Origin of the sequence: Pantoea sp. SM3, from assembly GCF_000963995.1 — a bacterium.
Lineage (GTDB): Bacteria > Pseudomonadota > Gammaproteobacteria > Enterobacterales > Enterobacteriaceae > Pantoea > Pantoea rwandensis_B.
Window position 1 is genome coordinate 1 of sequence record NZ_JZRD01000004.1, and the last position, 15,113, is coordinate 15,113.

A 15,113-nucleotide genomic window follows, 5' to 3' on the forward strand; every position below is an offset into this window, starting at 1 on the left:
GCTGCACTTTGAGCTGCGTCCCGGCACCGCCGCAGACGTGATGCAGACTGACCTGATGATCGACAGTCAGAAGCTCACGTACATGAATCAGCAGCCGGTGTGGAAACGCTTCACCTGGCCTGCCGACACCGAAGCGCCGGGCGCGTCGCTGAGCTGGATAAGCACGAAGGCCGGCACCCGCCAGTACGGCGACATGCCGGGCAGCTGGGGCCTGATTCGCCTGCTGGATAAAGCCCAGGTCAGCGCCAATCCGGGCATCAGCAGCAGCTGGCAGCTCACCTGGCAGGCTCCCGACGGCCGCCCGCTGAACTACATTCTGCGCACCGAAGCGGGTGAGGGGCCGCTGGCGCTGCTGAAGCTGCGCAACTTCACGCTCCCGAACGATATTTTCATTATCAGTGACACACCGGACGTGCCGTATGAAACCTTTGTCAGCGAGGAAGACTTATGACCCTGCAATCCCTGATTAACGCCTGCGGTGCGGATGAGAACCATCTTCGCGCGCTGGCGACGGAGTCAGTCTCTCTGTGGGAGCCGTGGCTGAAGCCCCTGGCGGACACCCACTCAGTCGGCGAAGACCCGACCTACAACGATGCTTTCCAGCAGATGCAGGAAGAGATGAACCGGCTGTCCGGCGCGGACACGGCGCTTATCTGTGCACTGGCGGAGCAGGTGCTGACCAGGGAAGCTAAAGACATCCGTGTAGCGGTCTGGTACTGCTGGGCGCGACTACAACGAGACGGTGAAGAAGGGTTTGCCGACGGTCTGGCCCTGCTAGCCGGCCTTCTGCAGCGCTTTGGTGACGCTTTGCATCCACAGCGGGCGCGCAGTCGTGAGGCGGCGCTGGGCTTTCCGGCCAGTGAACGCGTGCTGGACACACTGACGCTTTATCCCGAAGTGACGACATGGTCGGCGCAGCGAACCGTGGCGGCGTTGCTGGTTATTGAAGACGCCTGTGGCGCACAGGGCGGGGCAGGCCTGGGGGGCCTTTACGGCGCGCTGGAGGCCCGGCTGCTGAGAGCTGGCGGCCCTGATGCGGTGGTGCCACAGACGGCATCAGACAGTCCGGAGTCGCACTCGTCGTCGTCAGCTGCCCCCATGCTGGCTGCCATTAGTTCCGGGCGTGACCTGCTGGACCAGGCGCGAACGCTTGCCGCATATCTGCGCGACCAGTCAGGCGGATGGTTGGCCGCTCACCGGCTGATGAAAACCATCCGGCATGACACGCTCAGCCAGCTGCCACCGTTGTCCGGCGACGGCAAAAGCCGCATTGAGCCACCCAAGCCGGATCAGCGCGCGCAGCTTAAGCGCCTTTGGCTGCAGCAGAGTTGGGCTGAACTGGCCGAGCAGGCTGACAGCCTGTTCAGCCGGGGCGGCAACCACTTCTGGCTCGACTTGCAGTGGTATCAGCACCAGGCGCAATTGCGTTCGGGTAATGCGACGCTTGCGGCAATTGTCCAGGACGACCTCAAAGGGCTTCTGTCCCGGCTGAACGGGCTGGAGACGCTGGCCTTCAGCGACGGAACGCCGTTTGCCGATGAAGTCACGCTGGGCTGGATACAGCAGCATGTGCTGATGCCTGCTGATGTGTTTGGCTCGGAAACTGTCTCTGTGCCTGCTGGCGCAGAAGATGATGTGCTGCAGCTGGAGAGTGAAGCCACTGACCTGGCAGACAGGGAGGGCATTGAGGCTTCGCTGGCATGGCTGCAGCAGCGGCCCGGCATCACGTCACCTCGCCAGCAGTGGTTATTGCGTTTGCTGATGGCCAGAATCGCTGAACAATTTGGCCGTCAGGAAATGGCGCTTCATCTACTGCATGCCCTCGATACAAAAGCCGAGAGCATGATACTAAGCGAATGGGAGCCGTCTCTGCTGTTTGAGGTGAAGTCTCGCAGGCTGAAACTGCTGCGCAGCCGTGCAGGTCGAAGCGAAGCGGATAAAACCAGGGTACACACAGAGATGGAAAGGCTGCTCTCATCGCTTATCAGTATTGATGCCGCACGTGCTGCCATACTGACCACTTCGTAAAGGAAGACGTAACCCATTTATGAAAGACTTAACCCTGCGATATTACGATAACGAAATGCGCTATCTGCGCGACGCCGCAAAAGAATTCGCCGAAACTCACCCCGATCGCGCTGCCATGCTCAACCTGGACCGCGCAGGCACGCCAGATCCCTTCGTGGAGCGCCTGCTCGAAGGATTTGCCTTTTCCGTCGGTCGGCTGCGCCAGAAAATTGACGATGACCTGCCGGAGCTGACCGAAGGGTTGGTCAGCATGCTCTGGCCGCATTATCTGCGCACGATCCCTTCACTCAGCGTGGTGGCTCTCTCGCCTGATCTGCCAAAAATGAAAATGGCGGAAACCGCCCCCGCAGGGCTGGAGGTGTATTCCCGCCCCGTGGGGCCGAAAAATACTGTCTGCCGCTATCGCACCACAAAACCGATAACGCTTAATCCGCTGTCGGTTTCCGGCGTGACCATGGGCACCGAGCCGGACGGGCGCTCCGTGTTGCGCCTGCGAATGACCAGTAGCGGGCAGGCGGACTGGCGCCAGTGTGACCTACGTCACCTCAGCCTGTGGCTGGGAGAAGACGTGCCCGTGGCGACGGCGCTGCATCAGAGGCTGACTCGCCGTCAGGCCGCGATATACGTCCGCCTGGCCGGGCAGCAGGAGCGTATCGCCCTCAACGCCTGGTTCACCCCGGGTGGATTTGGTGAGGACGACAGACTGTGGCCAAAGGGTGACAGCGCCTTCAGCGGTAATCAGTTGCTGCTGGAGTACTTCACCTTCCCGGAGAAGTTTCGCTTTGTGACCCTGAACGGACTGGAAGCTATCCCTCTTCCACCCGGGCTCGCGGGGTTCGATATTGAGGTGGTGTTCAGTGAGGCGTGGCAGAGTGATTTGCCGGTGACCGATGCCTCCCTGAAACTGCACTGCGTACCGGTGATTAACCTCTTCACGCTGGAAGCAGATCCGCTGACGGTTAACGGACTGGAGAGTGAATACATGCTGCGCGCGAAGCGCCTGCAGGACGGACACACCGAGATTTACTCAGTGGATGCGGTCAGCGGTACGGGCCTGGCAGGCGCGGCTGAATACGTTCCGTTCACCAGCTTCCGGCATCGGGGCGGCATGATGCGGCGCCTCGCACCTGAGCGCTATTTTCATACGCGCGTTCGAAAAGGCGTGACCGGGATGCACGACACCTGGCTGATACTCGGCGGTCAGCAGTGGGAGGAAGGGGACGAGCTTTCCCGCGATACGCTCTCGCTGCGCATCACCGGCACCAACGGTCAGCTTCCCCGTCGCGCGCTGCAAAGCACCCTTTTGGACCGCTGCGAACAGGTGCTGCAGACCCCGGTGACGGTGCGCAATCTGACTCGTCCGACACTTCCTGCCTATCCACCCGCCGAAGACCGCTTTCACTGGCGGGTGCTGAGCCACCTCGGTTCCGGTTTCATTAACATGATGAGCAATGCGGAAGTGCTGCGCGGCACGCTGGCGCTGTACAACTGGCAGGATGACGAACTCTGCAACCGCAGGCTGGATGCGATCCTTGACGTACAGCATCACCGCCTTCAACGGTTTGAGTCTGGTTACCTGCTGCGCGGTCTCGACATTGAGGTGACGCTCGACAGCAGCGGTTTTACCGGTGACGGCGATATACACCTGTTCGGCGAGATGCTTAACCGCTTCCTGTCGCTTTACGCGGACATGAACCAGTTCATTCAGCTCTCCCTGATTATCCGGCCTGAAGGAAAATGTATCCGGTGGAAAGAGAATCACAGTCAGCGCCTGCCCGGCTAATCGCGCGGCTGGGCGACCGGCTGCCATACCTGAATTTTTACCGCTTCTGCCAGTTACTGGAAAGGAGCGACCCCGAGGCACCCGTGCCGGGCGGCAGCTGGCAGGTGCGGCACGAGCCGGTGCGATTTCGTCCTTATGCCGGTATGGGTTTCCCGGCAGGGGAAATACGTGGTGCGGAGCAGCCTGTTCATCCGCATCTGCCGCCCACGGTGCGCATAAATTTCATGGGGCTCTATGGCACGGCGTCTCCGCTGCCGACGCACTACATTGATGATGTGACGCGCCAACGCGAAGGGCACGAGGCCACGCAGGATTTCCTGGATATCTTCAGCCACCGCCTGACCACGCAGTTTTACCGCATCTGGCGCAAATACACCTATCCGGCGACTTTTGCTCCTGGTGGCACCGATGAGACATCCCAGTACCTGCTGGGGCTGGCGGGTCTGGGGATAAGCGGCTGCGCGCAGAATATCGCGGCTCCGGTCTCGCGATTCCTGGCGTTGCTGCCGGTGATGTTGTTGCCCGGTCGCACGGCGGAAGGCGTTACCTCTCTGGTGAATCTGCTGGCACCGGATACAAGCGCGCATGTCGTGCCCTGGGATCCTCGTCGCATTCCTCAGTCCTCCATACTGAATATGAGCACGCGCCACCCGGTGAGTCTGATGCATCGGCCGGTGATGGGGACGCATGCCACTGACGTCAACGGTCAGGTACTGCTAAGACTGTTCACCGACAACCCTGAGGAAGTCCGGGGCTGGCTGCCCGGCGGGCAACTGCACGGTGACCTGATGGCGTTGCTGCACGTCTACCTGGGAGCAAAGCTGGATGCGCGACTGGAGCTCTGCGTTAACCGCGCACTGATGCCTGATGCGCAGTTGTGCTGCCGAACAGAGGGGGCGCAGCAACTGGGGCGCACGGCGGTGCTGCCTCTGACACAAATCACGGACTCCCGCGAGTCTGACCCGATAACCATACAGCTCGGTCGCTATCAGCGCGTCCGGGTGCAACCTTCAAGGATCGAAACCGATGAACAGGGCGACTATCGCTGGTAAAACGCTTATCCCTCTTATGCTGGCACTGAGCGTCAGCGGCTGCGGTCTGACGCAGAAAGTATCAGAGGGCACCGTCTCCGTAACAAAATCCATTTTTTACAAACAAATACGCACACTGCATCTCGATTTTCGCGCGCGTGAAGGGGCAAACCGCAACGCGCAGGGTGCTGCGCTCTCAACCGTGGTGCGCATCTGGCAACTGAAGGACAGCAGCGCTTTTGACGCCTCAGACTACCCCTCGCTATTCACTGCTGACAGTCAGGTTCTGAAGGCAGACCTGCTGGCACAAAAGGACATCCGCATCCGCCCGGGTGAGTCAGTCAGTATTGATATGCCAATGGACGATAAGGCGGAATTCGTGGCGGTGGCCGGGCTGTTCCTGTCGCCAGACACGCAGGATAATAAGTGGCGACTGCTGCTGACCCGCGATGACCTCGATCCAGACAGCGCGCGCGTGATTGAGCTGGGTGACAGTACACTGACACTGGTCGCGGAAAAGGCTAAAAGACCCTGATGATGCCTTCACTTTATGAGATCCTTTACGGCAATTTTAGTGGCGGGCTGGCGCTCGATGCCGTGAGCGAACGGGACCAGGTCATTCTTTCGGTGCTGGATAATCTGCAGCGCATCCTCAACACCCGTGCAGGCTCAATTGCGCACATCCCCGATTATGGACTACCGGATATGACGAGCATCCTGCAGGGGATGCCGGGCACGGCGCATCAGCTGCTTCACACCTTTTCAGGCGTGTTGCTGAAGTACGAGCCGCGCCTTAAGCGTATTGAGGTGGCGTTGCTGGAACAAACGATGCCAGGCGAATTGCGTTACGCCATTGATGCCGAACTCACCGGTATTGGCCTGGTGCGCTACGGCACGGAGTTCAAACCAGAGGGCAGAGTCTTGCTTCGTCACTTAAAGCAACAGCAGTTATTGGGTAATGGATTGACGCGATAAACAAGGAAAGTGGTTGAATATGAATCAGGTAATTAAAACCGGTGCGGATCCGCGCACTCTACCAGGCTATTCCCAGTTGCGGGAAGAGATGAGTAAGCTGACGCATCCCGCCCGGCCCGATGTAGATTGGGGCAAAGTGGAGATACTCACGCTGGGGTTGTTTGAACAAAATGGATTGGAGTTGCAGAGTGCGGCCTGGTTCACGCTGGCGCGTGCCAACAACGCGGGGTTGACTGGCTTGAATGAAGGATTGAATCTGATTGACGCGCTGGTGGTACATCAGTGGTCGATTTTCTGGCCGCTGGCGATTGATGCGCGCGCCGATATCCTTAGCGTGATGTTCCGACGTTTACAAAGTCTCTACCGTGGCTGGCAGGTGGAGGGCAGCGAGATGGCGGCGCAGCTATTAGAAACGGAGCGGTTGCTGATATCCCTGCGTGAAGCGTTGTTACGTTTTGGTATCAGGGAATTCGCGCAGGCCAATACGTTATTGCATCAGGTCAAACACTCCATGACGCAGCTGCAGGAAAGTCGGCCCTCTCCGGTGCAGCTTATCCCGGCAGCACTCAACAGTGAACACCACCGCCATCCGGCTCGCATTTATGTGGTCTATCCTGATGCGGATGAGCAGCAAGACGCGCCTACAACGCCGTCATCATTAAAATCATTTGTGAGCGGGGCCTGCTGTGCGTTACTGGCTGGCGTTTTAGTCTTCGTTTGTGGCAGTTGGTATCGATACGAACAGCATCAGCACTCGATGGCCTCTCAAGCTCTGCTCGAACAACAGCGCAGAGAGAAACAAGCGATATCGCTGGAAAAATTACAGAGCTGGCATCGTGGTATGGCGCAGCTAGAAAATATGGCTGAACAACTCAATGGACTAGACAAAACTAAAGGGAAATATCTCACGGTGAGTGAGCTTAAAACGGGGATTTTTTCCGCGATGCAGGCCTTCAACCAACAGATTCCGGTTGAAGAGCAACTTCGACGTTATGCTGAAGGTAACGGTGATCAGTTGAGTGAACAAACACAGACGGGATTACTGTTAAAACAGCTGATGTTTCGTTATCAACTCATACAACAGGATAACGCAGAGTCGCTCAACGATCAGGAAAAAGCCAATCTAAATCAAAGTCGTACCAGGTAGACTTCTGAAATCAGCGCTAAACCAGTAAAACAGATTGAATCCAATGAGTGGGCAGGTTACAACGTTGCAAAACCATGAATGGATGCAGGTGCAGTATCGACAACCCTCCTGACACGGAGGGCTTTTTTATCGCTTTAACAACGGAAAACTATGCCTCACACTTACCGCCCATGGATGAAAAGGTATTGGCTGGTCTGGCTACTTCTCACGCTGGTGACGTTGTTCGCATTGCTTGCCGAACAAATCCTGGATCAACGTCGCACGCGTGAAGCGGAATTCCATCAGCAGTTCAATCGCATTGCGGCCTATTTAACGCAGAATGAAACCCTGTTGCCATTATTGACGGGTGATGAAAATCTTGCTGAATTGCAGAAGAAATTTCCGCAAATCGTGCAGCTTGAGCACACGCAGAACTGGCCGTTAACCGGCCCGCGATTTGAAGATGTCAACGACGGACGTTACTGGCTGTATAACCCCTATCGACAATTCCGCATGCTGGTGGATTTGCATTTTGCCGTGCAAGCTCCAGAGGTCGGGCTGGCACTGGCATTTCATATTCATGCTCAGCCCGCAATATCGACCTCGGGCTATTCTGAAACGGCGCGTTGGCAATTGCAGCGCCCGTTTATCAACCTCTACCAACCTTTTCTGATTAAAGGCAGCGCGAATCCAGATTGGCGTGCGCTGCATGTCGCTCCGCCCCTGCTGGCGTTGATGTTGTGGCTAATCATCGGTTTTCTCGGTTGGGAATTATTGCGTCACTGGCGACGAAACGTCGAGATGCGCCTGCGGGCTGACTATTTCCAGCGCACGCGGCGTGAATCTTTGGGTGAATTCACGGCGGGTATCATCCATGAAATTAACCAGCCGCTCACCGCGATTAACACGTGGTTGCACACCAGCCAGCTGCTGCTTAAGCAAGGCAAACACGATAGCCTGCCGCAAACACTCAGCGCCATCAATTTGCAAACGGAACGATTGGCCGGATTGCTGCAACGTTTTCGCGACATTGTCAGCGAACGCCCGGTGGCGATGACCGCGGTCGGTGTTGAATCAACATGGCGGCGAGTCACAGTGCTATTGCAACAAGAACTGGATGCGGGCGGTGTGGTGCTTCATCAACAGTTTCAGCATGACCACGCGCGCGTTATCGGCGACGAACAATGGCTCGAACAGGTCTTTCACAATCTGCTACAAAATGCGATCCACATGCAGCAAGGGCGGGCGGATGCGTGGGTGGCTATCACTTCAGAACGCCTGGCGCACGAGATTAAAGTCATCATCAGTGATAACGGACCAAGCTTTTCTGTCGAAGGATTAGCACAGGCCTGTATGCCGTTTTACAGCTCGCGCCCAGAAAGCATGGGGCTTGGCATGACGCTGGTTGAGAGCTTGATGTTACGCATGAATGGCCAGCTGCGGCTGGCAAACCGCGCCGAGGGCGGCGCGGAAATCACCCTAATTTTCCCACTGGCGGAGTAACGGAATGAGCGCAAAAGTTTGGTTAGTGGATGATGATTTGTCGGTGCGTGAATCACTGGGTTTTCTCTTGAGAACACTGGAATATGACGTTGCCGACTTTGCTGATTTGGCCTCATTTGAGGCGGGTAAGTCAGCGCAGGAACCGCTGCGCGGCTGTTTGTTGCTGGACGTCCGCATGCCGGGCATTAGTGGCCTTAGCTGGCTGGCAGAGAAGGGCGAAAGGCATCCGCTGCTGCCGGTGATCATCATGACCGGTCATGGCACGATTGAAGCCTGTCGCCGTGCATTCCGTCAGGGGGCTTTCGAGTTCTACACTAAACCGTTAGAGATTGAACCGTTGCTGGAAAGCGTTCACCAGGCAATGCATGAAAGTGAACAGCGCGCGCAGCGCTGGCAGGCGCAGCAGATTTTGCAGTCGCGTTTTGCCTTGTTGTCGGTGCGTGAAAACGAAGTGATGCAACTGATGATTGCCGGGCAAACCAGTAAAGAGATAGCGCGTGATTTATCGCTGTCACCACGAACGGTTGAAGCCCATCGCGCCGCGGTTCTGACTAAACTGGAAATGGACAATCTTGCGCAACTGATCCACGCCTGGCAGCAACTTAACCAGGTATAACTACCTGGCAGAACGCGTGATCGTCCGAATATTTATTAACCTGCTCTCGTTTTACAGTGTCACCTAACATAACTCAGGAGTGACACATGACTATTCGCCTTTCTTTGATTGCTGCTGCGGCGGCATTTGTTTCTTTTGGTAGCCAGGCCGCCGTGACTGAATCCAATCTGTCATTGGCTGAGGCGCAAAAACTGGCCAGCGCAGCCATTCAGTCCTGCGCAGCAAAAAATTACAATGTCACCGTGACAGTCGTGGATCGAGCAGGTTTAGTGACTGCGGTACAGCGTATGGACAATGCCGGTCCGCACACCGTAGAAGCGAGCCGTATGAAGGCCTACACCGCGTTGAGTACCAAGAATCTGAGTGGCAAAGTGATGGAAACGGCACAGAACAATCCAGGTGCGCAGAATATGCGTGACGTACCAGGCTTTCTGCTGTTAGCCGGTGGCGTGCCGGTAAAAAGTGGTAATCAGGTGATTGGTGCGATTGGTGTCGGTGGTGCGCCAGGCGGTAATCTTGATGAGGCTTGCGCGCTGGATGCCTTGAAGGCGATTGAATAAGTCATGATGGGCGCAATAGATTGCGCCCATCATGCACATTGTCTGTCGTGTCACTTCATTTAGCCTGTCCAACATAGCCAGGGCGCGTCTTACAGGCTACCCGCTCCGGAATATCGGTTTTCCTGCCGCGCTATGACTCCACTGATGAATTGCCATAACGTACGCGCCGTGATGCCACAAAACACAACAGCGGCACCGGCAAAGTAAACAACAGCAGCAACCACAGCAGCACGTACACCGCGTCCACGCCGTCATTTTGCAGATTGTTATAAAGTTGAACCGGCATCCCCTGAGGGAAATAGGCGAAAATCATGACAATGCCGAACTCACCCATGGCGCGCACCCACGCCAAAGCCGTTGCAGAGGCTAAACCCGGCGCGGCCAGCGGAACCGACAAACGCCAAAACCCCTGCCACGGTGAGGCACCTAAGGTGCGACCGGCATCCAGAATATCCTGCGGAACACCTGCAAAAGCGGAACGCGCGGTAGTGATGAAGTAGGGCAGTGCGCCGTACCATTGCGCCAGAATAAACGCGGCAGGATTGTTGACCAGCGTCCAGCCAAATTTCCCCAGTAACTCGCCTGGGACACTATAGGGTCCATAAGCGCTCACCAGCAAAATCCCCATTGCCAGCGGCGGTGTCAGCAAGGGAATCATCACCAACAGTTCAACGATGGCGCGCGCGCGGCCCTTTGCTTGTGACAGCCACCACGCCACCGGCAATCCGCTGATAAAAATTAACAGCAGCGCAATGGCGCCCAATCCCAGGGAGGTGGAGATGGCACTCCCATCGCCCCAGGCCAGGTGCATGTGCTGCCATTGAGTGACACCAATCAGGGTGACGAATGGCACGGCCAGCAACATCAGTGCTGGCAGTGACAACCAAAGCGCGGTGGCGTGACCGGTCTTCATTACTGATAAACAGCTCCGCCTTTCGGCGCGGCGTAGCCATTCTGTTTAAACAGCGCCTGACCTGGCTTACTCAGCATGAAATCGACAAAGGCTTTACCCGCCGCCGCACCGTGTGGGGCGTTTTTCAGCACGGCCGCGTAGTAAACCAGCGGTTGAGTGTGCAGCACTTTATCTTTGCCAGCGCTGTCTTTTACGCTGAAGCTGACAGTGTCATACCACTGTTTTGCCATGTCTGGATTGCTCAGGTTGATCTCATCCGGCAGCGCAACGTAAGGCAGATGTGCGGAAATCACTTCACTCTCATAACCTGCAGCGGCATCTACCTGACCACTCTCCAGGCGCGCCAGCAGACCGCCTTCAAGATGGGTCTGAGCAGGGTTTTGGTAGCCACCGAGAATTTTATCGGCGATGCCTGGCTGCTTGTAATACTTCTCAGCCAGCAGCAGGGTAAAGATAATGTTCTGGCCTTTTGGATCGTTAATCGGATCGGTGCGACCGAATTTAATCCCCGGCGTGGCCAGCACTTTCAGCCAGCTGGCATCTGCGCCTTTAGCCTGTGCGAACTGCTGGGCAAATTTGCCTTTCGGGCTGTACGCCACCACCATGCTGGTGCTGGCAACCGGTACGGCATCATCAATCAATCCTGCATCTTTCAAAATCTGCATCGGGCCCGGCGTGATGGAAACGAACACATCAGCGGTGATTTTCTTACTCGCGAGCAGTCGAGCCATGCCGTATGCGCCCTGGCCTTGCCCTTCATATTTCCCATCATTCTGTTTAGCAAAGGCTGGACCTAAAGACTGGTCCATCACTTTCCCCATCGAACCTGCATAAGTTACGCGAATATCGTTACTGGCTTGTGCTTGCAGGCTGAGGCCCGCGGCGGCGGTTAACATCAATGCTGTGAGGTATCTGACTTGCATTCCCTTTCTCGCTATATAATTAGGTAGATAACGATTATCGGAAATTGTGCAATCAGTGCAAGCTGAAATCTGTTGCGAAATATGGGGATAGCCCGCCGGAGCGGGCTGACGACATCAGGCGAGAATGCGCTGAGCCCAGGATTCAATATCATCACCGCTACCGATATCCAACTGCACCAACCCGTTGGTGATAAATGTGGGCGAGACGTGAATGCCATTCTGGCGCGAATATTTGCAGTGCCATTTGATTTCGTTTTGCAACTCGGCGCGCAGGAACGGTGCATGTGCGTCGACGCCACTGTAGTGCTGTAAACGCGCCAGAATTTGGTTCGGCGTGGCGTCCATGTTCGGCCCATGACTGTGATCGGTGAACTCAAACTCTTCACGATGATCGGCGACTGCTTGCAGCACGCGTTTCGCCGCAATTTTGCCCTCTGGCAGCGTCGATGCGGCAAGGATGTAACGTACGATCAGCCCGGAATACATATGCCACGGCTGGGATTGCAACCGAATCTTCAGCGTCATCTTATCTTCCCCTACCCATGCCAGCAGCGCATCCAGTTTATTAAAGGCACGGACTGAGAACGGACAGGTAGGTTCAAGAAACACTTCAAACACTTTGGGGCCATGGCCCCAGATCAGTGGATCGGCGTGTAAAGCGGTGGTTTGGCTCATATTCATTCCCTGTTGCGAGGTTAAACGTTGCTCTACTTTGGCAAAGCGCGGCGACGACAGCCAGCGTGGGTTTATGCTTTTTTGTTACAAGGGCATTCGCGGTCGTCAGCACGAGGCAAAATAAAAATCATTTTATAGATCCGTTAACTACAAGAATGTCCGCTGTTCCGGCATTTGCTCAGAAAATAAACGGCTATAGTTATGCCAGCTTTGTTCTCTTTTTGTGCGGTCAGCGCCGTGCGTTTGATTCATTTGCCTGGAGCCAATAGATAAGCAACGAGGTTAAATGTGTTTGCCGAAATATCCTGGAAAATCATCCATCAGGTGATCAATCAGACCATTGCGGAGATGGTGGATGAGCAGCAAACGTTAGATGTGGTCAGCCTGCGCAGACGACTACGTGAGATGGCCGAAAGCGAAACAGATGAAGAGATGGTGCTGTGCTACTGGCAAGCGAGCAAGGTGCTAATGCGTTTACCGCCGACGATCACCGCCAGCCAACTGATTGAAGCAGCGAGGCATGCTTTTCGCAGCCCACTGAATCACGATCCGCTTTAACCCTGAATGCTTTTCTGACGAATCGCGGATAATCGATTGATTTATCGTCATAATCCTGGCGTACGCTCTGCTAAACTAGTGAGTCGAAAACGCTGAAACAGAGGACAGTAATGAAAATCAAAAGTTATGCCGCGATGAACGCAGGCGAAGCGCTGGTGCCTTTTGAGTATGAGGCCGGTCCGCTGGCAGCTGAAGAGGTACAGGTTGAGGTCGATTACTGTGGCGTTTGCCACTCTGACCTGTCGATGATTGATAACGAGTGGGGCATCTCAGCCTTCCCGGTGATCGCGGGCCATGAAGTGATTGGTCGCATCAGCGCGTTAGGGGATGCCGCACAGAACAAAGGGCTGAAAGTCGGTCAGCGCGTGGGTATCGGCTGGACAGCTAAAAGCTGCCAGCACTGTAATGCCTGTATCAACGGCGAGCAGGTTAACTGCGAAAACGGTTCTGTACCGACCATCATGAACAAAGGGGGGTTCGCCAGCCACCTGCGTGCTGACTGGCAATGGGTAATCCCGCTGCCAGAGTCAATGGATATCACCACTGCCGGCCCACTGCTGTGCGGCGGTATTACCGTGTTCAAACCGCTGCTGATGCACAACATCAATGCCACCAGTCGTGTGGGCGTGATCGGCATCGGTGGCCTTGGCCACATGGCGATCAAACTGCTGCGAGCCATGGGTGCGGAAGTGACGGCGTTCAGCTCTAACGCCAGCAAAACTGAATCTATCCTGGCGATGGGTGCGGATCGCGTGGTGAACAGCCGTGATCCACAAGCATTGAACGCGTTGGCAGGTCAGTTTGATCTGATTATCAGCACCGTTGCGGTTGATTTGGACTGGCAACCGTACTTCCAGGCGTTGGCACCACAGGGTAAATTCCACACCGTGGGTGCCGTGATGAAGCCGTTTGAAGTCCCCGCTTTCAGCCTGATCATGGGTGACCGTGCCGTGACCGGATCATCCACCGGTTCCCCGGGCCAGCTGCGTTCGTTAATGAAATTGGCGTCGCGTGCTGACGTTGCACCAACGGTAGAAGCGTTCCCGATGTCGAAAATCAACGACGCGCTGGATCATGTCCGCGCCGGTAAAGCGAATTACCGCGTGGTGCTGAAAGCGGATTTCTAACATGGCGATAGGGTCGGCCCTTGCAACGTCAATGTCAGATGAGGGTCCGACTTTAGGTTGCAGTTCAGCCATGCCGACTTTGAGTCTTTCGGTGCGCATTATGCGCACCGATTCTTCGCCCCTCCATTCTTAACCTGCATCGTCCTTCCAAACAGCATTCCCCTCACTAATAAGCTGATTATTCAGCATTATATTGCTCATCACTTTGCTACTCTAATGCTCTATCGAGTAAAACTCCGAGGACAGCGATGAAGATTTCCAGCTATGCCGCTCTGCAAGCGGGTGAGGCGTTAGTGCCTTATGAATATGATGCCGGCCCGCTGGCAGCGGAAGACGTGCAGGTTGAAGTCGATTACTGCGGCGTGTGCCATTCCGATTTGTCGATGATCGACAACGAGTGGGGCGGTTCACGTTACCCGTTGATTGCCGGGCATGAAGTGATTGGTCGCGTGGCGGCGCTGGGAGAGGCAGCACAGAACAAAGGACTCAGTATCGGGCAACGTGTCGGTATCGGCTGGACAGCGAAAAGCTGCCATCACTGTGATGCCTGTATCGCAGGGGATCAGGTGAACTGTCAAAACGGCAAAGTCTCTACCATCAACAATCGCGGTGGATTTGCCAGCCATCTGCGCGCCAACTGGCAATGGGTGATCCCGCTGCCTGAGACGCTGGATCTGGCGTCGGCAGGTCCACTGCTGTGTGGTGGCATTACGGTATTCAAACCGTTATTGATGCATAACATCAACGCCACCAGCCGCGTCGGGGTGATTGGTATCGGCGGATTAGGCCATATGGCGATTAAGCTGCTGCGTGCGATGGGCGCGGAAGTCACTGCATTTAGCTCTAATGCGAGTAAAACCGATTCCATCCTGGCAATGGGAGCCAATCGGGTGGTGAACAGCCGGGATGCGGACGCTTTGAATGCGATGACAGGGCAGTTTGATCTGATTATCAGCACCGTCGCCGTGGATTTAGACTGGAAGCCGTATTATCAGGCTCTGGCGCGGCAAGGCAAATTCCACACGGTGGGCGCGGTGATGAAGCCGTTTGAGGTTCCGGCATTCAGTCTGATTGTCGGCGACCGTGCGCTGACGGGTTCTTCTACCGGATCCCCCGCTCAGTTACGCTCATTGCTTAAGCTCGCTGCCCGCGTGAATATCGCTCCGCAGGTGGAGGAGTTTCCAATGTCGCAGATCAATGCTGCGTTAGAACACGTGAGAGCGGGAAAAGCCCACTATCGCGTGGTACTCAAAGCGGACTTCTAAGTTTCACAGACGAACTGCGGTGCGCATCCC

The 15,113-nt window shown here is 55.9% G+C and carries 16 protein-coding genes; 13 read left to right on the forward strand and 3 right to left on the reverse strand.

Annotated elements, in window-relative coordinates; translation table 11 throughout:
- The 10 genes from VI01_RS02095 to VI01_RS02140 form a co-directional block, all read left to right on the forward strand.
- Positions 1–451 (forward strand): type VI secretion IcmF C-terminal domain-containing protein (locus VI01_RS02095; protein ID WP_045813815.1); only part of this gene is annotated, 451 nt, incomplete at its 5' end.
- A complete protein-coding gene (gene tssA / locus VI01_RS02100) occupies positions 448–2,028 on the forward strand; it encodes a type VI secretion system protein TssA (RefSeq protein WP_045813816.1) in 1,581 nt (526 codons plus the stop codon). The genes VI01_RS02095 and tssA, both read left to right, overlap by 4 nt.
- 19 nt (positions 2,029–2,047) lie before the next feature.
- Positions 2,048–3,811: a type VI secretion system baseplate subunit TssF gene (gene tssF / locus VI01_RS02105; protein ID WP_045813817.1), complete on the forward strand. Its 1,764-nt coding sequence runs from the start codon at positions 2,048–2,050 to the stop codon at positions 3,809–3,811.
- Complete coding sequence (gene tssG, locus VI01_RS02110) at positions 3,766–4,863, forward strand: type VI secretion system baseplate subunit TssG (protein ID WP_045813818.1); 1,098 nt, start codon at positions 3,766–3,768, stop codon at positions 4,861–4,863. The genes tssF and tssG overlap by 46 nt, the downstream gene beginning before the upstream one ends.
- Positions 4,838–5,377 carry a type VI secretion system lipoprotein TssJ gene (gene tssJ, locus VI01_RS02115; RefSeq protein WP_045813819.1) on the forward strand — a complete coding sequence of 180 codons (540 nt, stop codon included), beginning with the start codon at positions 4,838–4,840 and terminating at the stop codon, positions 5,375–5,377. Before tssG ends, tssJ begins: the two co-directional genes overlap by 26 nt.
- Positions 5,377–5,817 carry a type VI secretion system baseplate subunit TssE gene (tssE, locus tag VI01_RS02120; protein WP_045813820.1) on the forward strand — a complete coding sequence of 147 codons (441 nt, stop codon included), beginning with the start codon at positions 5,377–5,379 and terminating at the stop codon, positions 5,815–5,817. Before tssJ ends, tssE begins: the two co-directional genes overlap by 1 nt.
- 19 nt (positions 5,818–5,836) lie before the next feature.
- Positions 5,837–6,964 (forward strand): VasL domain-containing protein, encoded by a 1,128-nt coding sequence (locus tag VI01_RS24550; RefSeq protein ID WP_052696959.1) that lies wholly within the window; start codon positions 5,837–5,839, stop codon positions 6,962–6,964.
- Positions 6,965–7,114: 150 nt separating this feature from the next.
- The gene (locus VI01_RS02130; RefSeq protein ID WP_045813821.1) at positions 7,115–8,446 is read left to right on the forward strand and encodes a sensor histidine kinase; all 1,332 of its coding nucleotides are present in this window, start codon (positions 7,115–7,117) and stop codon (positions 8,444–8,446) included.
- A gap of 4 nt (positions 8,447–8,450) precedes the next feature.
- Positions 8,451–9,062: a response regulator transcription factor gene (locus VI01_RS02135; protein ID WP_045813822.1), complete on the forward strand. Its 612-nt coding sequence runs from the start codon at positions 8,451–8,453 to the stop codon at positions 9,060–9,062.
- Between the two features lie 86 nt (positions 9,063–9,148).
- On the forward strand, positions 9,149–9,622 hold the full coding sequence (locus VI01_RS02140; RefSeq protein ID WP_045813823.1) for a heme-binding protein: 474 nt from the start codon (positions 9,149–9,151) through the stop codon (positions 9,620–9,622).
- A gap of 130 nt (positions 9,623–9,752) precedes the next feature.
- Here VI01_RS02140 and VI01_RS02145 read toward each other — a convergent pair whose 3' ends face one another.
- From VI01_RS02145 to VI01_RS02155, 3 genes are all read right to left on the reverse strand, one after another.
- Positions 9,753–10,535 (reverse strand): molybdenum ABC transporter permease, encoded by a 783-nt coding sequence (locus tag VI01_RS02145; protein ID WP_045813824.1) that lies wholly within the window; start codon positions 10,533–10,535, stop codon positions 9,753–9,755.
- Positions 10,535–11,458 carry an extracellular solute-binding protein gene (locus VI01_RS02150; RefSeq protein WP_045813825.1) on the reverse strand — a complete coding sequence of 308 codons (924 nt, stop codon included), beginning with the start codon at positions 11,456–11,458 and terminating at the stop codon, positions 10,535–10,537. The genes VI01_RS02145 and VI01_RS02150 overlap by 1 nt, the downstream gene beginning before the upstream one ends.
- A 114-nt stretch (positions 11,459–11,572) precedes the next feature.
- Positions 11,573–12,133: a hypothetical protein gene (locus VI01_RS02155; protein WP_045813826.1), complete on the reverse strand. Its 561-nt coding sequence runs from the start codon at positions 12,131–12,133 to the stop codon at positions 11,573–11,575.
- Between the two features lie 288 nt (positions 12,134–12,421).
- Here VI01_RS02155 and VI01_RS02160 point away from each other — a divergent pair, with 288 nt between their 5' ends.
- The 3 genes from VI01_RS02160 (at position 12,422) to VI01_RS02170 (ending at position 15,083) form a co-directional block, all read left to right on the forward strand.
- Positions 12,422–12,691, forward strand: coding sequence for a hypothetical protein (locus tag VI01_RS02160; RefSeq protein WP_045813827.1), 270 nt, complete (start codon positions 12,422–12,424; stop codon positions 12,689–12,691).
- A 110-nt stretch (positions 12,692–12,801) separates the two neighbouring features.
- On the forward strand, positions 12,802–13,818 hold the full coding sequence (locus VI01_RS02165) for an NAD(P)-dependent alcohol dehydrogenase (RefSeq protein ID WP_045813828.1): 1,017 nt from the start codon (positions 12,802–12,804) through the stop codon (positions 13,816–13,818).
- 248 nt (positions 13,819–14,066) lie between these two features.
- Positions 14,067–15,083: an NAD(P)-dependent alcohol dehydrogenase gene (locus tag VI01_RS02170; RefSeq protein WP_045813829.1), complete on the forward strand. Its 1,017-nt coding sequence runs from the start codon at positions 14,067–14,069 to the stop codon at positions 15,081–15,083.
- Positions 15,084–15,113 lie beyond the last annotated feature (30 nt).